We start from the raw sequence: 18,902 nt of genomic DNA, 5'->3' as shown, positions 1-18,902 counted from the left end.
GAGAAAGAGTTTGAGCTTTATTTACTTTTATTTACATAGTTTGGTTTTATTGAACCGACTTACTTACGCTAACGCATGGTGGCGGATATGATCTTCAATAAAACTGGCGATGAAATAATAACTGTGGTCATAGCCTTCTTGGTAACGCAAGTTTAGCGGCTGGTTAACATCTGCACAAGCTTGCTCAAACACTTCTGGCAATAATTGTTCACCTAAAAATTTATCCGCAGTTCCTTGGTCAATGAGAATCGAACTGTGATATCCTACTTTTTTAACTAATTCACTAGCATCATAAGCACGCCAACTTTCTTGATTGCTGCCAAGATAACCACTGAAAGCCTTTTGACCCCAAGGACAATGCATAGGTGCAGTAATAGGTGCAAAGGCTGATACTGATTTGTAGAGTTTTGGGTTTCTCAACGCACAGACAAGCGCCCCATGTCCCCCCATCGAATGACCGAAAATGCCTTGTTTCTCAGGTTGGGTGGGAAAATTTGCGGTAATTAAAGCAGGTAATTCCTGGACGACATAACTATACATTTGGTAGTTTTTACGCCACGGTTCTTCTGTAGCATCAACATAAAAGCCCGCACCTGTGCCAAAGTCCCAATCATCATCCTCACCTGCAATGCCAGTATTACGCGGACTCGTATCTGGTGTAACCAATATCAAACCGTACTCAGCCGCTAAACGCTGCACTCCCGCCTTTACCATAAAATTCTCTTCTGTGCAACTTAACCCAGAGAGGAAATAGAGAATCGGCACAGGTTTTTGAGTTGTTTGTGGTGGTTGATAGACAGCAAAGCGCATTTCACCGTTACAAGTTGAGGAGTGATGACTGTAAAAACCGAGTTTGCCACCAAAGCTTTTATATTCGGAAAGGAGGTTGAGGTTAGACATTGGTTATTATCACTTTCCTGAGCGATCGCAGAGAAAGATTATTTTACCGTGAACTAGCTGGTAATTAGCACACTATAGCGAGCGCACAATATGCCGCAGTTGCGATTGCTTTGAGAACCGAAACCAAATTGCGATCGTTGGTTGGCGGTTCATTGCGTCTGGACTCACTATGCTAATAGGATAACGGAACCAACACACAATTAAGCGGCTAGTAGGTTCATAAGCTAACAGCCATGTTTTTTCATAGCGCACCAAATCACTAATCCAAGGTGGATCTATATTTTCCTCTTCAGCAATGGCGATGAAATTAGCAAAAGCGATGTCTACGACGGGCTACGCCTACGCATCTTCCCTATGTTTCTTGATTCCTTTTGGTAAATGGGTTTGAGCATATCGCCAAAACAAGGCAGTAAAATTTTTACCCAATGCCCAATATCGACTCCACCCGCTTTTGTAAAGCAGATATGCTCACTCCACCAAGGCGGGTTAAGTTGCTTAATTAGCGCTGCAAGTTTGCGTAAATAATCTGTATCTAAACCTTCAGCACTACCTAACGAAAGATTGAGAGCGTGGGGAACTATCGGGAAATGGGCAGCAAGCAGTTCTAACTCGTGCTGTTTTTGCTAAGGTGCATCTAGATAGTGTTCGGCAACAATTTCTAGAAAGTCAACCTGCTGACGGTTGAGAAAAATATCACTACTGACCATTTAAGAATATCGTCTTTTACGACGCAGAAAGAGCAATAACTGGGAGACTAGCACCATGACAGGCAGTTCAATAAGTGGTTCAATAGCCAAAACAAGGGTAATCAAAGGACGATCGGGAAAAACAGATGTAGCGATTGCTAATGAAAGTGGTGAATTGCGTGCAAGTGTTGTACAACTGAAGCAAGCAAAGTCCTCATAACTAAAGTTGCCGAGTCGTGCGATCGCTTGAGTTAATAAAAAGGTAATCCCATAGAAAATAAAGATAGGTAGTAACATTTTTAGCAGCACATCTGGACGTTGAATTAAGGTTTGTCCCTGAGAGGCAAATACCGCTGCAATTGCCAAACACAGAAATAGCGTTTGCCCTGCTGCTATTTTCAGTGGAATTTCACGCCAAAACCCATTTACCTTTGGTATTAGCCACTTAGCGATAAACGCTAAAAGTATAGGAACAGCTAAAACCAGCACAACGCTTTCAAGTAGAATTGTTGCATCAATCTGCACCAGTTTTCCAACAAAAACTAACAGATAGACGGGTAGCAGAACCATTTGCAAGATCATATTCCAAGGAAGTAAGGCTGTAGCTAAAGCAACATTACCTTTGGCAATCCCTGTAAAAATAAGATACCAGTCAGTACAAGGTGTAACCATCAACATGATCAGCCCGATCCAGAGATCGGGAGAGTCGCGTAGTAAAATAGCTCCCAATCCCCAAACAAAAATAGGTGTCCAAAGAAAGTTTATTCCCAGAATTAACCCTGTCATCTTATAGTTTTTAAATGCTTGATCTAAATGATTAAGTGGAATGTTTAGAAATACTCCACAAAGCATGACCATTAAGGATGGAGCAATCAGGGATGCAGCATTTTCCTCAATCCATTGAATTTGTCCCAGTGCCAACCCAGCAAAAATAGCAATGATAACAAACAAAGATTGTAGTTTTTCAGTAAAGCTCATGTTGAAAGTCCATATTGATTTTGTAAAAGAATGATAGTGTGATTTGAATCATAAAATAAACTTTTAAGCCAAAGAGATGTTTGAACTGTAGAGGAGGAAGATAATTTATCAAATATCTCACGCTCTATAGGCTGTAGGTGAGATGCATCAGGATGATTTGGTACTTGGCTGATCGATTGTTCACTGAATTGTAAATAACCCCGAACAATCAAGTCAAATAACGCTACATTGGCAATTCCTGTTTCTTGAGAATGCAAATAAGCGATTTCGTAAGGATCTGGTTCAGCAGGAATTAAAGGTAGAGGCTAGTTTTTGGTTGGATCTTGCACTAACCGCCAATAGACTACCAACGTTATCACGATGACAGAGCAATAAAACAGCAAAAAGTCTGGCCCATACATATCTGCAATTGGATTATGCAGTAATGCATTCATTGCCTTTACTCCTTTTCGGGAAATTATTGAAAGTAAGAGAAATTAAATGTATCAATGTTTGCAGCGTTTTTTAGAACATTTGCCTTTCTCAGGTTTGTCGTTTACTCTACCACAAGATTGTAGTACACACTAAAATTTACCCTACCGGCAGCCGCCATCACTTACTCTCTTAATCAACCCTTCGACTAGGTAACTTAGTCCCGCACCTTTTACAAAACCCAGCATCTATGTCGTGGAAAGCTAAACCACAACCTGAACAAACTGTTTCTACCTGATTAGCAGTTTTCACCACTCGCTTAATTAAATCTCCCACTTGCCAAGGAATCAGCGCAATTCCGGTGAAAATCATCAGTACTGTTAGCAAGCGCCCTAATTCAGAAATTGGAACAACATCGCCAAATCCCACAGTTGTCATTGTGACGACAGAAAAATAAAAGGCATCCAAAAATGTACCGTAATTTTGAGGATTAACTGGATGCTCGACTTGATAAATTAAGCCAGAATAAATAAAAACAATTGCAAATAATGTAAATAGTATTCGCGCGAAAATCATTCCATCTTCGGTGCTGATACTGGCGAATAAAAACTTCCTATCTATAAATCTGATTAATCGTAAAATCCGAAACCATCGCAGTAGGCGAATAAAGCTGATATCCACCATTCCTAGAAAGAATGGCAAAATCACTATTAAGTCAATAATTGAATAAAAGCTAAAAATATACTTAATTTTGTTTTCCGCACTCCACAAACGGAGTGAATATTCCACCGCAAAGATGATGACGATCGCAGTATCGGCTACATTCAACTGAAACCGCACAGAATCAGGAATGTTATAAGTTTCTGCCACAAAAATTCCTGATGATACTAACACCATAGCGGCAAGTGTTAAATTAATCGCTTTACCTAATGGTGTTTCCAGGTCTTTTAAGTAGAATTCTGTTTCTTGTCTGCTCAGTAACATATTCGACCATTAACTAATTTTAATTCTCAGTTATAGCATTAGAAATACGATATTATTAATCATTATCCTTGTGTTAACCTCAGCTTATATGAACCCAGAATATTTTATGCGTTTAGCTTTGGCAGAAGCAAAAGAAGGAGATGCACCTTATGGTGCTGTGATTGTTAAAGATAACGAAGTCGTTGCTGTAGCTCATAACACTGTAAGGAGAGACAATGATCCATCAGGCCATGCAGAAATTAATGTTATTCGTAGTTTAACAGCTAAACTTCAAAACCCTTGTTTAGAAGGTTATAGCATATATACTACTGGCGAACCTTGTCCAATGTGTGCGACTGCTTGTGTTTGGAGTGGTTTATCAGAAATTGTGTATGGTGCTTCAATTCAAGATTTGATTTCGGTAAATCAATCACAAATTAATATATCTTGCGAAGAAGTGATTGCTAAGTCATTTAGGAATATCAAAGTCACCAAAGGTGTTTTAAAAAATGAATGTTTAGAGTTATTTAAATAAGCTGCTACACATTTAAATTTTCCAGATGTAGGCGCAAATAAAAGCCTAAAATGGTGCGTTACCCTAACGCGATAACACACCCTATATAATCTAAAGGTTAAAATGACGAATTACGAATTACGAATTACGAATTACGAATTATTTAACTTGGTTCATTCAAATAGGATAAATACGTATTTGCCCAAATCGCAGCTTGAGTGCGATCGCGCAAATTCAATCTGTTTAAAATATTTGTAACATGATTTTTCACAGTCCCCTCAGAAATGTAAAGTTCCTGAGCAATTTCTCGGTTACTAGCGCCTGTAGCAATTAACCGCAAAACCTCTTTTTCTCTAGGAGTAAGTTCAGCTAAACTAGATGGTACAGGTGGTGAATGGGTTGGTGTACCATTAGAAAACTGAGTTAACAACTTTTTAACTATACCTGGGCCTAATTGGGTATATCCTTTATAAACGGCACGAATAGCCACAGCTAATTCTTCTGAAGGTGTATCTTTCAATAAATAACCCATTGCCCCATTTTGCAATGCTGCTGACACATATTCATCATCATCAAAAGTTGTAAGTACTAAAATTTTAGTTTTTGCAAAACGTTTTTGAATTTCTCGCGTGGCTGCAACTCCATCCATAATGGGCATTCTGATATCTAGCAATACTACATCTGGCTGAAATTCAGCAACTAAATTAATCGCCTGTTCACCATTTTCTGCTTCTCCCACTATCTCTAAATCTGGTTCTAATTCTAATAACGCTCTTAATCCTTGACGAATTAAACCTTGGTCATCTACCAGCAACACTTTAATCATTATGTCAACCTCGTTAAGGGAATATTAACTGTAATTTTGCAACCTGAACCAGGAGCGCTATTAATATTAAACTCACCTCCAAGTGCTAAAGTGCGATCGCGCATACTATGAAGTCCAAAACCAGTAGTATTTTGCCCTAAATCAAAACCTCTACCATTATCCTGAATTATCAATCGCAAATTACCTCTTGCCGTAGCAAGTTCCAGTTTAACCTCTGTGGCATACGCATATTTAGATATATTTGTCAATGATTCTTGAGTAATGCGGTAAATTGCAGTATTTATTTCAGGTGGTAGAGGATATTCCAGGTTAATTTGATAAATTGGTAAAATGCCATTTGAGCGATGGAAATTTTCTGAAAGGCTAGCGATCGCACGTTCTAAAGATTGTTCTTGTAAGGGATTAGAACGCATAGTAGAAACAGATTGGCGGACATCTTTTAAGGCTTTCGAACCTAATTCCTTTGCTGTTGCTAGAAATGTTTCAGCCTTACCTGGGTTAGATTGCCATAGTTTTAAAGCAGTTTCTAATTGCAGATTTAAAGCTGTGAGAGAATGTCCTAAAGAATCATGAATTTCACGAGCGATGCGGTTACGTTCTTCTAAAGTAGCTTGATTTTCAATTTGCATGGCATATTGGCGCAGTTTTTCATTAGCGATCGCTAGCTTTTCTCGACTATGCCGTTCAGATAATACTGCATTCATCATCAACAACACAAAAACTAAACTTAAGCCAAATACCAGCGACCAATTCAAGCTAAGAAATCGAAAGCGCTCTTGTGCCTGTGGGGATGCTTGAAAATTGAATAACTGGTATTTTAGTTGTGTAGTCAATAGAAATAATGTAAATGATAGACTTGTAACGAATAAACGCCCAGGTAATTTAAATATTAGGCAACTACGAGTAACTAAAATTATGTAAAGAAATGGGAAAAGACGAGCAAATCTTTCACCAAAAAGTCCAGTCGTTAAAATTAATATAATTTCAAAAACTGTGTATATCACCTTGGTTAGCTGATTATTATTAGTGGGTAATTTTAAGCCCATTAATGCAAAAACAATCAGACTATAAATTGACAATTCTGGCAATAGATTGCAAATTGATAAGTCTGGAAATAAACCACAAATCGATAGTTCTGGGGCTTTGTGACGAAATCGGCGTAATGGAGGTGGTATAACTGCTGTCAATGCAGTGATTGCTAGTAGTATCCACTCCAGATAAAGTAAAGATGGAAAAGGATGTTTTTTAATTTGAATTGGATGACTCATTAGGCACTTCGCTCCAGTTATGAGTAAGTTAGGAGTTAAAAGTTTAAATTTATTTAAGGGTTAGGAGTTTCGAATATTTGAGCGGCAACTTCCGCCATTCAAAGTTTTCGTTGAGTTAGAAATTACGAGTAAGTGTTGAATTTAAAACATGATGTAATAAACTAAACAAGGATTTATAAATTAACCATAATGAAAATTTTCATCATTCATAACTCCTAACTCATAACTCCCAACTCTTAACTATTTATTGTCAGTCACATTTATGAAAATTCAATCATGACTAAAGTCATGGGTAAAACCATGACTTTCTCCTCATGTGACTACTCAAGATAAGTTCTTATGATAGTGGCATCCAACCAGGAAGAACCCACCAGATAAATAATGAAACTCAAAGCATTATCGCTAGTTGCTGGAGCAATCGCCTTTACCTTAACTGCAACCTCGTTTGCTGTTAATGCCCAAACAGCCTCTCCTTCACCCGTGCTACTTGCACAAACTCCACAAAAAGGAAGGGGTATGTGGAAAGACTTGGGTCTAACAGATGCCCAAAAAAACCAAATTCAAGCAATTCGCCGCGATAGCCGCACCAAATTTGAAGCCGTTTTGACCCCAGAACAAAAAGCAAAATTAGAGGCGGCGAAACAAGCGCGTCAGGCTCAACGTCAAGCAGGTCAAGGACAACGGCAAGCCGGTCAACGTCGAGGAAAGGGTGGTTATCCTGACTTAAATCTGACTGAAGCACAAAAAACACAAATGCGACAAATCCGCGAGTCTGAGAAACAACAGATTCAAGCAGTCTTTACCCCAGAACAGCGACAAAAAATAGAGCAATATCGTCAAAATGCTCCTTCGCGCCGTCAACAAGGCAATCCCCAATAATAATTTTTCAAAAAATAGTTAACTTGACTGATGTCCAGTCCCTATTTTCCATAGTTAAAAATTTATAGACTTCTTGCAGAAGATGCGGAAAGGGGAAAAACTTTATCCCCTTTCCCTTTCCCTATTTATTTTCACTTAGTAGACTTTCAAGCTAGTTATGAGTTATGAGTTAATTCAAAACTCCTAGCTTGATTAAAATGTCTAAAGAATTCACAATTGGTAGTAAAGTCCGGGTTGTGGCACTACCACCTTACGTCAAAACTGCTGAACCCATGCCCATGCTGCGCCCACCTGATGTAATTCACATTGGCGAAGAGGGTACAGTCATTGACCGCAGACCTGGTGGATATTGGGGTATTCGCTTTACTAGGGGAGCCTTTCTTCTAGATAGCCAATACATTGAAAGCACAGATACCCCACCCGAATCTCATTTAGAGTGAGATTAGCAGTAACCAAGAATTGTAAACTTGTGTAAAGTTGTGATTCTGGTTTGCACCATGATTTCTCGCCGCACTTTTTTAAGCATATTATTTGCCAGCTGTATTTCTCTCATCAGCTGGCTGAATTTTACCCCTACTGCTGATGCTATTGGTGGTAAACTTCCTGCAATTAATCAACCCGCACCAGAGTTTACTTTGCCAACCAACACAGGTGATGGCAAAATTTCCCTCTCTGACTTGCGCGGTAAGTGGCTAGTCCTCTACTTTTATCCTAAAGACTTCACCTCTGGTTGTACTATAGAAGCTCGTCGTTTTCAGCAAGACTTACCCCAATACCTCGAAAAGAATGCCCAGATTATTGGTGTAAGTGCTGATGATATTGATTCTCACGCCGAATTTTGTGATTCAGAGGGACTAAAATTCCCGCTGTTGGCTGACACTGATGGTTCCGTGAGTAAAGCTTACGGTTCATGGCTTGGCTTCTTATCGATGCGTCACAGTTTTATCATCGATCCTCAGGGTGTCTTGCGCGAGACTTTTGTCAAAGTCAACCCAAATATTCACAGTTCAGAAGTGCTAGCACGACTAGAAAAATTACAGTCCGCAGCTTCTTAGACCTCAATTAACAAGACTTGGGGCAAAAGCCCCTTGTTATCTGCATTCTTCATCAACGCACAATAAACCCATATTTTTTGAGTACAGTTTTGGCTTGACTGCCAGATAGAAACTGAACAAATTCCTTGGCAGCAGAAGTATTTTTACTGCTTTTAATTATTGCGATCGGATAGACAATTGGTGAGTGAAACTGATCGTCAGCAGCTACTACAACTTTTACCTTGTTGGAAATTTTGGCATCAGTGGCATAAACTAAACCTGCTTCGGCATTACCACTTTCTACTGCTGCCAAGACTTGACGCACATTGTTAGCAAAGACAAATTTTGGTTTAAGCTGATCATAAAGTTTCAATTTCTTTAAGACTTGCTCCCCATATTGCCCTGCGGGTACACTTCTTGGTTCACCGATCGCAATTTTCTTAATCTTGCTATCTGTTAAATTGTAGAAGCTACTGATACCAACAACATCCTGAGCCACAATCAAGACTAGACGGTTATTTGCTAGGTTAGTAAGGCTACCTGGTAACAATAGTCCTTTTGCTTCTAAGGCATCCACTTGCTTTTTGGCAGCAGAAATAAAGATATCCGCTGGTGCACCTTGCTCAATCTGTTGCTGCAAAGCACCTGAAGCCCCAAAATTATAAGTAATGTTGATATTTGATTTACTTTGTTGGTATAAAGGCTTAATTTCTTCCAGCGCATCTTTTAAGCTGGCAGCTGCGGACACGAGTATGCTGGTGCTTGATTGTGCTATTACAGGAGAAGGAGAAGGAGTAACTAATGGTAAACCAATTGCTAGGAGCAAGCCTGCAACTGCTATACCCAAAAAGCCAAGAATTTGTCTTCTTTTCATAGAAAAGGTGCAATATAGGTTTTTTCCAAAAATTGATGCTACGTAGAATCGTACCAGCAATACCAACATTTAACCAACTTTATCGGTAAAATGCCTAAAAAATAACAAGGGTTGCTGCATCAGTTTTTTGAAAGTCCCTTAATTTGGCGATCGCTTACCTATTCGCTCAAAAAAAAGTTCAAAATATCATAACGTGGCTTGGATTTAGATTGAGGTTGAGAGCAACAAATAAATTCCTTCCCCCTGCTCCCTGCCCCCCTACCTCCTGCCCCCTTCAAGTTTTGTCGTACTCTATTTGTCCATAGTCAAGTTTGATAATTCGGTTTGCTAAATGAAAATAGTGATCGTCGTGGCTAATCACCAGCACTGTTTTGCCGCGCGATCGCAGTTCTGGTAGTAGCTGAGTATAAAATACTTCCTTAAATACTGGATCTTGATCAGCTGCCCACTCATCAAATAGATAAATTGGTCGATCTTCTAAGTAAGCTGTAAGCAAAGCCAGCCGTTTCCGTTGTCCTTGAGAAAGTGCTGTGGTGGAAAGTTGCCCATTTTCAACTTTAACTTTATGGTCTAGTTGCAGTTGTTTTAAATATTTTGTAGCTTGAGCATCCAAGTCAGAATTTTTTAATCCTAAAAGTTCTTCAAATAAATAAAAGTCGGAAAATACCACGGAAAAATGCTGGCGATACCATTCTCGGTTCTGTTCGTTAATTAACTCATCATCGAAACAAATCTCGCCGTTTTCAGGGATGTAAAGTCCAGTAATTAGTTTAGCTAATGTAGATTTACCGCTACCATTACCGCCGACAATGAAGACTAATTCTTGAGGATACAATGTCAGGTCGATAGGGCCAAAGATAAAGCTATTGTCTTCTTGATCTGTGTAGTAAGTGTGGGTAACACTTTTAAATTTTAAGCTGTGCCAGTCAGATTTAAGGGCAGGTGGAACAGTCGATATTTCAGTTCGACTAGCTAGAGATAAACCCAGTGACTCGATTTTTTGCAAGGCAATGCTGGCTTTGCTTAATAGAGGAAGTTTGCTGATGATGTTATCCATTGGTAACACCAAGTAAGTAAAAGTCAAAATGTAGCCAGAGAGAGTTTCGGGATTAATGGTAAGCAGATTAGGCAGTGCAAACAGTACAAAACCGAGGGCAAAGAAGAATATGAGTTGACCCCAACTTGAAGTTATGGCAAAAAGGGTTAGACCATTAACGTTGTGATGACGGAATTCGTTAGCAGTTGATTGCAGTTTTTGTTCTAAAAAATCTTCGCGCCGCCTGTAATTGAGCTTAAGTTCCTTGACTCCTTCGGTAATGGTGCGAAAATGTTTAAATAGCTGATCTTCATCTTCACGAGCTAAGGCCAGCAATTTCCCGCCTCTATTTAATAACCATTGACAACTACCGATCGCTACTACTGAAATTCCACAAACCATCAACAATACTAACCAAGAAAGCCAAGTTATATACGTTATGCAACCTAGGACGATCGCTAAATTAATAAATATAAAAGGCATCTGATAAACAGCATTGGCAACCGCTTGAATATCTTCTGTGAGAGTTGCCAATAATCGAGGATTCCCTAAACTTTCCAGATGACTTAACTCGGAAGCAAGAATTTGGCGACTCAAACGCATCCTTAATTGCAAAACTGCATTCTGAGAAAGGCGGATCAGCATCACTTGGGAAATGATGCTGGTAATCAGTGCAACTATAGCCAGCCCCGCAAAACCCCAAGTTATGGATGTGAGGCGGGAAGCACTACCGCTACTTGCAGCACGGCTAATTAAGGCAATCAAGCCAGCACTACTACCACCACTCAGGAATCCAGTAGCGATCGCGATCGCTACCATCCCCCACGAAGAACGCAAAAGAAAATAAATCAAATTCATGATAGATGCCTATGCCCCATGCCCCATACCCAATGCCTCATGCCCTATTTTCAAGATAGTTGTTTGCAAACCAATTGAGGTCGCGCTTTTAGGGTAAGTTTTCTATCTTACAGTTAAAAACTTCTGAAATATCACGGTAAGCTAGTTGGAATTACAGCTAATTATGTCAATAAACTGTCAAATTAGCTGCTCAGTTTTCCAGGGTGAAATTTGCGATGACTGTGAATCTAAAGTCTTTAGAGAACCCAACTTATATAGCGGCCGATTCCAAAACCGCTCCTGTCATTCAAGGAACCCGCTACGTTCCTTCGCACCATCGACGCATTTTGTGTATCTTTCCCAAGTACAGCCGCTCCTTTGGTACTTTTCATCACGCCTACCCACTTATGGGTAATGTTCGGGCTTTTATGCCACCCCAAGGTATTTTAATTGTGGCTGCCTACTTACCTAAAGAATGGGAAGTGCGGTTTATTGATGAGAATGTCAAATCAGCAACGAGGGCTGATTACCAATGGTGTGATGTGGTGATTGTGAGTGGAATGCATATCCAAAAACCACAGATTAATCAGATTAATGAACTTGCCCATCGAGCCGGCAAAATCACAGTTTTAGGTGGCCCTTCAGTATCTGGTTGCCCAGAATATTATCCTGAGTTTGACATTTTACATTTAGGTGAGTTGGGAGATGCAAGCGATCGCATGATCGAGTATCTAGACCAAAACCTGGAACGTCCTCAAGCGCAAATTCGCTTTGAAACCAAGGAACGTTTGCCTCTAACAGAGTTTCCCACTCCAGCTTATCATTTGCTGAATATCAATGATTATTTCTTGGCAAATGTGCAGTTTTCTAGTGGTTGCCCTTATCACTGCGAGTTTTGTGATATTCCCGAACTCTATGGCAACAGTCCCCGGATGAAAACACCAGAGCAAGTGGTTGCTGAGTTAGATGCAATGCGACAATCTGGTAATTTGGGGGCAGTGTATTTTGTTGATGATAACTTTGTTGGCGATCGCCGCGCCGCCATGAAGTTACTTCCTCATCTAATTGACTGGCAAAAACGCAATGGCTACCCTATCCAGTTTGCCTGTGAAGCAACGCTCAACTTAGCTCAAAGTCCAAAGCTGCTGGAGATGATGCGTGAAGCTTATTTCTGCACAATCTTTTGCGGTATCGAAACACCCGAACCAAATGCTCTCCACGCCATTTCCAAAGACCAAAATCTGAGTATGCCAATCTTAAAAGCAATTCAGGTTTTAAATAGCTATGGCATGGAAGTAGTATCAGGAATCATCATCGGGTTAGATACAGATACACCAGAAACAGCAGACCGAATTATCGAATTTATTCGGGCATCTCAAATTCCCATGTTGACAATTAACCTACTTCATGCATTGCCAAGAACTCCTTTATGGCGGAGGTTAGAAGCAGAAGGACGACTAGTCTTTGATGAAAGCCGCGAATCAAATGTGGAGTTTTTGATGCCCTACGAGCAAGTTGTTGAGATGTGGCGGCGCTGCATTACAACTGCTTATGAGCCGGAATTTTTATATCAGCGGTTTGCCTACAACATGGAACACACCTATCCAAACCGCATCGAAGTACCTAACAGCCCAGCTCGCACTTCTGGGGCGAATATTCGCAAAGGTTTAACTTATTTAGCTAATATTTTGCTGCGGATAGGCTTATTTAGTAACTATCGTCAGACTTTCTGGAAAATGGCCAAGCCAGCATTGAAAGCAGGTAATATTGAAAACTTGATTCATGTTGGACTTGTCGGACACCATCTAATTAAATTTGCCCAAGATTGCGCCAAAAACGAAGAATCAGCTTCCTTCTATTCCCAAAAAATCCTTACCAAAGTTCGTAGCTAATGTAATAAGCAAAATAGATTTTGAGAGATTGAAAGTCATATTTCACCATTGCTGTGTGACTTACTTCTTCTTTAAAATTGGAGATTTGCCAGACGTGCAAGTTAAACAGAACCTCTCTAACTAAATGAGGGTTAGAACTATATACGGAACTCTATAAAAGTAACCTTAAAGACACATTCGCCATACTTCCTTGGAAAGACGCAACCACACTGCTAGCTGCGTAACATTGTAAGGGTTGAAAGCCCACAGTCTACGCAGAACTATTTGGTAGCGAGAGAAGCAAGCCATAGCAAGCGAGTGTGGAGCAGTTACATAGGAGTTTTGGACGGTTATGAACAGCTCGTTGACCCGACCCCTGGCTGTCGTGACAGGTGCCTCCAACGGCATCGGTTACGAACTCGCCAAACAGTTTGCCCAAAACGGCTTTGATCTCCTAGTCAATGCTGAACAGCACCGCAAACTCAGTGAGCCTGGGTCAGCTAATTAACCGAATATGCTCAGTCGGCACTTATTAAGCTGCGATCGCCTTAGCTGCACCAGTAAGGCGGCAATCTCACACATTTAGGATGGTTTGACAGTCAGAGTCGTAACGGAGGATTCATGCAAATTCATCATCTCAATTGCGGCTGCATGTGCCCGATTGGTGGGGCCTTCTTCGATGGCTTCAGTCGCGGTCTGACGGCTCACCTCGTCTGCCATTGTCTGCTCGTCGAGACAGACCAAGGACTTATTCTCATGGATACCGGCTTCGGACTGCGCGATATCAAATCGCCTTACTCCCGCCTTAGCCCGTTCTTCATTCATTTCAATGGCATCCAGTTTGATAAAAAATACACGGCACTCGATCAAATTGAGCGGCTGGGATTTTCCGCGCGAGATGTGCGTCATATTGTGATTACCCACCTTGATTTCGATCATGCCGGTGGTCTAGAGGATTTCCCGGAAGCAACGGTGCATGTAATGCAGAGTGAGATTGAAACCGCCCAAGATCGGCACGGCTTCATTGCCAAAGGGCGTTATCGTCCAGAACAGTGGGATGAGGTTAAGCACTGGAAGTATTATTCAGCAGGAGGTGAACCTTGGTTTGGTTTTGAAGCAGTACGTAACCTCGACGGACTACCGCCAGAGATTCTTCTCATCCCGCTTGTTGGTCACACGCGGGGCCATGCTGGTATCGCCATCGATACACCAGAGGGTTGGCTACTACATGCAGGTGATGCCTACTTTTATCGGCACGAGATGGACTCATCCAAAACACGTTGCACGCCAGGTTTGCGTGCTTACCAATGGATGATGGAGGTGGATCGCAAAGCTCGGTTGCTCAATCAAGATCGGCTACGCGCCTTATCAAGCGATCGCAATAAGGGCGTGCGCCTCTTCTGTAGTCATGATGCTATCGAGTTCAAAGCGTTCGCTGACCAATCCAGCGGCTCTCAAAACTAGAAATTTCATCCATCAATGAAGAGTTTCACAAAATGGACAATTTGTAGTCATCTTAAATAAAAATATATAACTTTAGATGGATGTGGTAATTTACAGTGTTATCGATATTCAAAGACCACATCAAATTCAAGTTCATCTATGAACATAAAGCCTTGGGATGCTCAACTGGCTTACTGGCTAGTTAGACCTTTAAAAAACAGTTGGGTAAACCCCAATCATCTGACTACAGTGCGGCTTGTGACAGGGTTGGCAGCTGCCGTAGCGATGTCTATGACGGGCTACGCCAACGCGGTTAGTAATGCCATCTGGGCTAACATTGGGGCATGGCTATTTGCTTTATCCAACTTTCTAGATCACACTGACGGTGAATTAGCTCGTCTGAGTGGGAAAAGCACTAAATGGGGACATCAGTACGATCTTGCTAGTGATGCCATCATCCACATTCTTTTATTTGTGTGTATTGGATATGGGCTTAGGGAGGGAAAATTTGGTTGGTGGGCGTTGCTTATGGGGATAGTATCTGGCGTATCTGTTGCTTGCATCTTTCATTTGCGAAACCAAATGGAACAGCGCCTAGGTAAAAACGCCAGCCGTCAACCAAATTTCGCCGGGTTTGACATCGAAGACGTGCTGTATTTGTTTCCCATAGTTACTTTACTGGATGGACTAGAGCTGTTACTAATGGCAGCTACAATTGGTGCGCCAACTTTTGCTGTATGGGTAATTTGGCAATTTCGGACACTCCCGCAGTCTAAACCAAACTAGATAAGGAAGCAGGGGGAGAATAAATAATTATTAATGAAGCTTGAAACTGAAATTTATAAAGCTATAGCAATTGTTGATTACCAGAAACTTCAAGCTAAGTTTCAAGCTCAGAGGATGTTTGAAAAGTCATGATTGATGTATCAAATATTTTGCTGTGGCTAACTTACTTAGCTCGTGATGAGCCTGATGCTAGTTGTGAAGAGGTTTTAGCACCTCACGAATGGCAAGTCCTGTATGCGTTCATACATCATCAACTTTATCCTCATCCAACACCACCGACTCTGGCTCAAGTTGTCGATTGGATTGCTCGGCTCGGCGGGTTTTTAGGTCGAAAAAGCGATGGCTCTCCTGCTGTGAAAGTTCTCTGGCGTGGATTGAGTCGATTACATGACATTGTTGAAGGTTGGCTTGTTGGTCAGTGTCTTAAGAGTTAATTATGTCCTGATTCTCTACTCAGTTTACTAAGGGTGTTGTCACTCTGACATTTCTTCTCATGAGTTTTTTAGACTGAGATAGTTATGAGAAAGTCACACTTTTTCAAACTCTCTTACTTCTGACACCCATTTTCTCCAGTCACTGGTACTTTTTCCTCTTCCTTCCTCCTACATAACTACTCGCTTTTGTCAACTTTTCTGTTAAGAAAGATGTTGATAATGGATAGCTTGCAAAGGGGGGGTGATTAAAATCACAGTCAAATACTTTTCAAACATCCTATAACGCTTGCTTCCCCGCAGGGGTACACTATCCGCTTTTGTGTTCAGAATTAATGGCTTTATTTATTCTTGATAAAAACTGATTTGGAAAATGCAATAGGTTATTAGCCATTAATCTAGTATCCACCAACAAATATTTGATGAATCAATGTAGTGTTTTTTAGAAAAGCAATACTAGCCCTCGCTTTCATGCGGGGGTAGTTATTTTTAACATGCTCCTCTCTAATTTTTATGTTAGTTCTAACTACGGAGAATCAGGAGTTTTTTGCAGGCGTAATAAAGTATTGTAAACCTGCCGTTTTAAGATATTGTTATTTTGTAGCTCTATAGTAATTTTGTTGAACTGATCAATACTCAAACCATTATCTTGGACAATTTTTTGAGAGCGGGTACAGTAATTCACTGCGATATCTTGAGCCTTCCTTGGAAGACCATTTAAGCTGTTAGAATCGTTACAAACAATCTTGGGAATTTCTCCATTGCCAATAAGTTTTTTAATTTCTTCAAAGGCATTTTGACGTGCTGGCTCCATTGCTAGCACGGCTTGAGCGTAGCTGTCGATTTCAGTATTGTTAACTATTGGTGCTGGAGTTTGACCATAAGCTTTTGAACTCAATGAAAAAGCGTTGGAAATTACACCCGCAGTAGCGATCGCGCCGAAAAAGAATGATTGGGAAAGGATTCGCTTTCGGCTAGGACGAGAAAAGAAATCGGAAATTTTCTTCATATAGTGTGTGACACAGAACTACATCAGGGATATTATAAGAACTTTGAATTATTTTCAGAGTTGGAAGTTCCGGCAACTGCTCAATACATCATGCTTTTATATTTGATTGTCAACTTCCTCGGCATACTTGACAAAGTTCGATAACTTTAGTCTGGAATGTTGACATTTCTGATGCTCCTTGCTTGAGACTCACTTCTAACTCCAGTAGTAGGGGGAAGCAAGATATTAACTGTTGCACAGAAAGCAGCTTGATTTCTTGCTGTAAGAAGTAGATGCGTTTGGGATTACCGATATCAGCAGCAATAGCGATCGCTTGTTGATTGCGCTCCCCACTTTCTATCATAATCTTGACCCAGAGCCACGTGCGAAATTGTCCAATGAGTGTGGCAACTATCCGTAATCCCGGCTCGGAAGCATTAATCAAATCTGCCAGTGTTGTCAAAGCTTTAGCTGTATCCCCTGTTCTAATTGCTGCTGCTAATTGTAAACTATTTTGCGTAGTATTTCTTACTAACTTGGTAACAGTATCTATGTCTAAAGGCTTATTGCTACCTTGGGCATATAGCCGCAATTTCTCTAACTCATTGTAGAGTAAACGTGTATCATTTCCGACAGAATCAGCCAACAACTGGGCAGTATTAGCAGTCAGTTTCACGCCCACAGTCTGAGCTGCTTGATTAACAGATTGCACCAGCAATTCGGTTTTCCAAGGGGGAATGAGGGGAAATTCTCGGAACTCCGTGGCAAATTGTTTTAACAATTTCGTAGATTTGAGGCGTTCATCTGGCTTGTTGCGACTGGTGAGCAATAAAAATGAGTTTTCAGGAATGACTGGTAGCGATCGCACCAATTCTGCTAAAACATTCTCTGGACAGTGCTGACACAAGGTTGTATTGATTAGCCATACCAAGCGCCCACCAGCGCCAAAAGTGGGTGTCATGACCTGATTTAACCCCTGAATAGCGGCATCAGCTTGATCTGGGGTGAATGAAGTGTAATTAAAACTTATCCATTGGGGATCGAGGACGCGATCGCGCAGCGTAGCGATCGCCTTTTCTATGGCAAAATCATCTTCACCCCAGTAAACATAGATTGGCATAGGTAAACCTCCTATTAGATGGGGTCATTGGGCATTGAACATTGGGAATAGGTAAAGAATTTAACTTTTGATCTTCTGCCTCTTGCCCCTATGCCCCTCATCCCCCGATAAGCTTCCATTACACCCAAAAACTAAATACTTTTGCAATCATTCTCTTAATCAAGGTAATTTTCCCTAAAATCTATCAAGTGAGAGCGTGAGGCTATGAAGATTGGACGACAACTATCAAACTTACTTAAATCGGTTAGCACGACTGACGCTGCCAGAAACCCACAGATCCCAAGTCCAGCATATCCAGGAATCTTCTAAATTTCAGCCACATTCTGGGTTGAGACAAGCAGCGTCCTTTCCTGGCTATACGCTAATTACACCGCCCGCAGGAGAAGAATCACAAAACTCTGCTTTCTATGCCAAATTACAGACTTACCAACAGGAACTTTTACAGTTGCCTGTAAACCGTGATTTGATTGTGCCTCTACCTCCTGCTAGCTTCCATCTAACTTTAGCGGATTTAATTTGGGACAATGCTTACCTTGATGCCTGCGAAAAAAATCCCAAATTTGACGAGGAGTTACACTCTTGTCTAGCCGAAATGTTTCAGCAATATCAACAATTGATGACAAATAGGAGTCATCCGATTAAATGGCAAATGCTGGGACTGATACTGATGCCAAGAGCTGTAGCCGTTTGTTTAGTACCTCAAGATGAACGCTGCTACGAGGAAATTATTAAATTTCGTCGAACAATTTATCAAAATCCCAAGTTAATTGCTTTGGGTATTGAGCAGCATTATCACTTCACAGCCCATGTTACTTTAGCCTATTTTGGGGAGGTTTCATCTGATTTAGACCGCACAAGTTTTAGCACAATGCTTTCTCAATTGAATGAAAAATGGCTGTTGAATTTGCCAGAATTTTTGATCAATCGTGTTGAATTGCGAAAATTTGACAATATGACACGCTATTATCGTGAACCAGACTGGCCGATTTTAGATTTTTGACCTGAAACCGGATCATCTGAACAACATGAAACTTGGGTTTACTAATATAGCGGTTTT

23 protein-coding genes are annotated in these 18,902 nt (G+C 40.8%); 10 read left to right on the top strand and 13 right to left on the bottom strand.

From position 1 onward, the window contains the following. Positions 1-63: 63 nt before the first annotated feature. From fghA to F8R90_RS09225, 7 genes are all read right to left on the bottom strand, one after another. The gene (fghA, locus tag F8R90_RS09250; RefSeq protein WP_196510507.1) at positions 64-900 is read right to left on the bottom strand and encodes an S-formylglutathione hydrolase; all 837 of its coding nucleotides are present in this window, start codon (positions 898-900) and stop codon (positions 64-66) included. A 72-nt stretch (positions 901-972) separates the two neighbouring features. Then, the gene (locus tag F8R90_RS09245) at positions 973-1,152 is read right to left on the bottom strand and encodes a hypothetical protein (RefSeq protein WP_230966211.1); all 180 of its coding nucleotides are present in this window, start codon (positions 1,150-1,152) and stop codon (positions 973-975) included. Between the two features lie 71 nt (positions 1,153-1,223). Continuing rightward, entirely contained in the window at positions 1,224-1,481 is a 258-nt protein-coding gene (locus tag F8R90_RS32785; protein WP_331000630.1) for a multinuclear nonheme iron-dependent oxidase, read from the bottom strand. A 126-nt stretch (positions 1,482-1,607) separates the two neighbouring features. Further along, a complete protein-coding gene (locus F8R90_RS09235; RefSeq protein WP_196510505.1) occupies positions 1,608-2,564 on the bottom strand; it encodes an arsenic resistance protein in 957 nt (318 codons plus the stop codon). After that, positions 2,561-2,821: a hypothetical protein gene (locus F8R90_RS09230; RefSeq protein ID WP_196510504.1), complete on the bottom strand. Its 261-nt coding sequence runs from the start codon at positions 2,819-2,821 to the stop codon at positions 2,561-2,563. The genes F8R90_RS09235 and F8R90_RS09230 overlap by 4 nt, the downstream gene beginning before the upstream one ends. Before the next feature lie 48 nt (positions 2,822-2,869). Beyond that, positions 2,870-2,998, bottom strand: a complete 129-nt coding sequence (locus tag F8R90_RS33395; RefSeq protein WP_269141749.1) for a hypothetical protein — start codon at positions 2,996-2,998, stop codon at positions 2,870-2,872. A gap of 169 nt (positions 2,999-3,167) precedes the next feature. Then, positions 3,168-3,959: an ion transporter gene (locus F8R90_RS09225; RefSeq protein ID WP_196510503.1), complete on the bottom strand. Its 792-nt coding sequence runs from the start codon at positions 3,957-3,959 to the stop codon at positions 3,168-3,170. Between the two features lie 88 nt (positions 3,960-4,047). On the opposite strand from F8R90_RS09225, the gene F8R90_RS09220 reads away from it, so the two are divergent. After that, a complete protein-coding gene (locus F8R90_RS09220; protein WP_196510502.1) occupies positions 4,048-4,473 on the top strand; it encodes a nucleoside deaminase in 426 nt (141 codons plus the stop codon). 142 nt (positions 4,474-4,615) lie between these two features. Here the strand turns inward: F8R90_RS09220 and F8R90_RS09215 are convergent, their stop codons facing one another. Then, positions 4,616-5,278 carry a response regulator gene (locus tag F8R90_RS09215; protein WP_190900172.1) on the bottom strand — a complete coding sequence of 221 codons (663 nt, stop codon included), beginning with the start codon at positions 5,276-5,278 and terminating at the stop codon, positions 4,616-4,618. Continuing rightward, positions 5,278-6,546, bottom strand: a complete 1,269-nt coding sequence (locus F8R90_RS09210) for a sensor histidine kinase (RefSeq protein ID WP_196510501.1) — start codon at positions 6,544-6,546, stop codon at positions 5,278-5,280. Before F8R90_RS09210 ends, F8R90_RS09215 begins: the two co-directional genes overlap by 1 nt. A gap of 381 nt (positions 6,547-6,927) precedes the next feature. On the opposite strand from F8R90_RS09210, the gene F8R90_RS09205 reads away from it, so the two are divergent. The 3 genes from F8R90_RS09205 (at position 6,928) to F8R90_RS09195 (ending at position 8,480) form a co-directional block, all read left to right on the top strand. Continuing rightward, complete coding sequence (locus F8R90_RS09205) at positions 6,928-7,425, top strand: Spy/CpxP family protein refolding chaperone (protein WP_196510500.1); 498 nt, start codon at positions 6,928-6,930, stop codon at positions 7,423-7,425. Positions 7,426-7,622: 197 nt separating this feature from the next. Next, a complete protein-coding gene (gene sipA, locus F8R90_RS09200) occupies positions 7,623-7,865 on the top strand; it encodes a regulatory protein SipA (protein ID WP_196510499.1) in 243 nt (80 codons plus the stop codon). A 57-nt stretch (positions 7,866-7,922) separates the two neighbouring features. Continuing rightward, entirely contained in the window at positions 7,923-8,480 is a 558-nt protein-coding gene (locus F8R90_RS09195; RefSeq protein WP_196510498.1) for a peroxiredoxin, read from the top strand. Positions 8,481-8,532: 52 nt separating this feature from the next. Here the strand turns inward: F8R90_RS09195 and modA are convergent, their stop codons facing one another. Further along, positions 8,533-9,333, bottom strand: a complete 801-nt coding sequence (gene modA / locus F8R90_RS09190; RefSeq protein ID WP_196510497.1) for a molybdate ABC transporter substrate-binding protein — start codon at positions 9,331-9,333, stop codon at positions 8,533-8,535. A gap of 274 nt (positions 9,334-9,607) precedes the next feature. Continuing rightward, on the bottom strand, positions 9,608-11,227 hold the full coding sequence (locus F8R90_RS09185) for a cyclic peptide export ABC transporter (protein WP_196510496.1): 1,620 nt from the start codon (positions 11,225-11,227) through the stop codon (positions 9,608-9,610). A 215-nt stretch (positions 11,228-11,442) separates the two neighbouring features. Here F8R90_RS09185 and F8R90_RS09180 point away from each other — a divergent pair, with 215 nt between their 5' ends. The 5 genes from F8R90_RS09180 (at position 11,443) to F8R90_RS09160 (ending at position 15,740) form a co-directional block, all read left to right on the top strand. Next, positions 11,443-13,098, top strand: a complete 1,656-nt coding sequence (locus F8R90_RS09180) for a B12-binding domain-containing radical SAM protein (RefSeq protein WP_196510495.1) — start codon at positions 11,443-11,445, stop codon at positions 13,096-13,098. A 331-nt stretch (positions 13,099-13,429) separates the two neighbouring features. Further along, positions 13,430-13,585, top strand: coding sequence for an SDR family NAD(P)-dependent oxidoreductase (locus F8R90_RS09175; RefSeq protein WP_230966210.1), 156 nt, complete (start codon positions 13,430-13,432; stop codon positions 13,583-13,585). A 113-nt stretch (positions 13,586-13,698) separates the two neighbouring features. Further along, positions 13,699-14,541 carry an MBL fold metallo-hydrolase gene (locus tag F8R90_RS09170; protein WP_196510494.1) on the top strand — a complete coding sequence of 281 codons (843 nt, stop codon included), beginning with the start codon at positions 13,699-13,701 and terminating at the stop codon, positions 14,539-14,541. A 138-nt stretch (positions 14,542-14,679) separates the two neighbouring features. Next, positions 14,680-15,306 carry a CDP-alcohol phosphatidyltransferase family protein gene (locus F8R90_RS09165; protein WP_196510493.1) on the top strand — a complete coding sequence of 209 codons (627 nt, stop codon included), beginning with the start codon at positions 14,680-14,682 and terminating at the stop codon, positions 15,304-15,306. A 128-nt stretch (positions 15,307-15,434) separates the two neighbouring features. Beyond that, positions 15,435-15,740 (top strand): IS4 family transposase, encoded by a 306-nt coding sequence (locus F8R90_RS09160; RefSeq protein WP_230966208.1) that lies wholly within the window; start codon positions 15,435-15,437, stop codon positions 15,738-15,740. Between the two features lie 523 nt (positions 15,741-16,263). Here the strand turns inward: F8R90_RS09160 and F8R90_RS09155 are convergent. Next, positions 16,264-16,746, bottom strand: coding sequence for a DUF4168 domain-containing protein (locus tag F8R90_RS09155; RefSeq protein ID WP_196510492.1), 483 nt, complete (start codon positions 16,744-16,746; stop codon positions 16,264-16,266). A gap of 109 nt (positions 16,747-16,855) precedes the next feature. Continuing rightward, complete coding sequence (gene holA / locus F8R90_RS09150) at positions 16,856-17,845, bottom strand: DNA polymerase III subunit delta (protein WP_196510491.1); 990 nt, start codon at positions 17,843-17,845, stop codon at positions 16,856-16,858. A gap of 211 nt (positions 17,846-18,056) precedes the next feature. Here holA and F8R90_RS09145 point away from each other — a divergent pair, with 211 nt between their 5' ends. Further along, entirely contained in the window at positions 18,057-18,845 is a 789-nt protein-coding gene (locus tag F8R90_RS09145; RefSeq protein ID WP_196510490.1) for a DUF1868 domain-containing protein, read from the top strand. The last annotated feature ends 57 nt before the right edge of the window (positions 18,846-18,902 follow it).

It is taken from the genome of Nostoc sp. NZL, from assembly GCF_015714705.1.
GTDB lineage: Bacteria > Cyanobacteriota > Cyanobacteriia > Cyanobacteriales > Nostocaceae > Nostoc > Nostoc foliaceum_A.
Note: the sequence above shows the minus strand (reverse complement) of the source record. Positions and strands in the feature narration are given on the sequence as shown.

What these genes read in the sequence shown, in the direction of transcription:
- F8R90_RS09170 (WP_196510494.1), top strand. Translation starts at nt 13,699, where the DNA reads ATGCAAATTCATCATCTCAATTGCGGCTGCATGTGCCCGATTGGTGGG.
- F8R90_RS09160 (WP_230966208.1), top strand. Translation starts at nt 15,435, where the DNA reads ATGATTGATGTATCAAATATTTTGCTGTGGCTAACTTACTTAGCTCGT.
- F8R90_RS09175 (WP_230966210.1), top strand. Translation starts at nt 13,430, where the DNA reads ATGAACAGCTCGTTGACCCGACCCCTGGCTGTCGTGACAGGTGCCTCC.
- F8R90_RS09235 (WP_196510505.1), bottom strand. Translation starts at nt 2,564, where the DNA reads ATGAGCTTTACTGAAAAACTACAATCTTTGTTTGTTATCATTGCTATT.
- F8R90_RS09210 (WP_196510501.1), bottom strand. Translation starts at nt 6,546, where the DNA reads ATGAGTCATCCAATTCAAATTAAAAAACATCCTTTTCCATCTTTACTT.
- F8R90_RS09215 (WP_190900172.1), bottom strand. Translation starts at nt 5,278, where the DNA reads ATGATTAAAGTGTTGCTGGTAGATGACCAAGGTTTAATTCGTCAAGGA.
- F8R90_RS09180 (WP_196510495.1), top strand. Translation starts at nt 11,443, where the DNA reads ATGACTGTGAATCTAAAGTCTTTAGAGAACCCAACTTATATAGCGGCC.
- F8R90_RS09225 (WP_196510503.1), bottom strand. Translation starts at nt 3,959, where the DNA reads ATGTTACTGAGCAGACAAGAAACAGAATTCTACTTAAAAGACCTGGAA.
- holA (WP_196510491.1), bottom strand. Translation starts at nt 17,845, where the DNA reads ATGCCAATCTATGTTTACTGGGGTGAAGATGATTTTGCCATAGAAAAG.
- F8R90_RS09220 (WP_196510502.1), top strand. Translation starts at nt 4,048, where the DNA reads ATGAACCCAGAATATTTTATGCGTTTAGCTTTGGCAGAAGCAAAAGAA.
- F8R90_RS33395 (WP_269141749.1), bottom strand. Translation starts at nt 2,998, where the DNA reads ATGAATGCATTACTGCATAATCCAATTGCAGATATGTATGGGCCAGAC.
- F8R90_RS09165 (WP_196510493.1), top strand. Translation starts at nt 14,680, where the DNA reads ATGAACATAAAGCCTTGGGATGCTCAACTGGCTTACTGGCTAGTTAGA.
- F8R90_RS09155 (WP_196510492.1), bottom strand. Translation starts at nt 16,746, where the DNA reads ATGAAGAAAATTTCCGATTTCTTTTCTCGTCCTAGCCGAAAGCGAATC.
- F8R90_RS09205 (WP_196510500.1), top strand. Translation starts at nt 6,928, where the DNA reads ATGAAACTCAAAGCATTATCGCTAGTTGCTGGAGCAATCGCCTTTACC.
- F8R90_RS09185 (WP_196510496.1), bottom strand. Translation starts at nt 11,227, where the DNA reads ATGAATTTGATTTATTTTCTTTTGCGTTCTTCGTGGGGGATGGTAGCG.
- modA (WP_196510497.1), bottom strand. Translation starts at nt 9,333, where the DNA reads ATGAAAAGAAGACAAATTCTTGGCTTTTTGGGTATAGCAGTTGCAGGC.
- sipA (WP_196510499.1), top strand. Translation starts at nt 7,623, where the DNA reads ATGTCTAAAGAATTCACAATTGGTAGTAAAGTCCGGGTTGTGGCACTA.
- fghA (WP_196510507.1), bottom strand. Translation starts at nt 900, where the DNA reads ATGTCTAACCTCAACCTCCTTTCCGAATATAAAAGCTTTGGTGGCAAA.
- F8R90_RS09195 (WP_196510498.1), top strand. Translation starts at nt 7,923, where the DNA reads ATGATTTCTCGCCGCACTTTTTTAAGCATATTATTTGCCAGCTGTATT.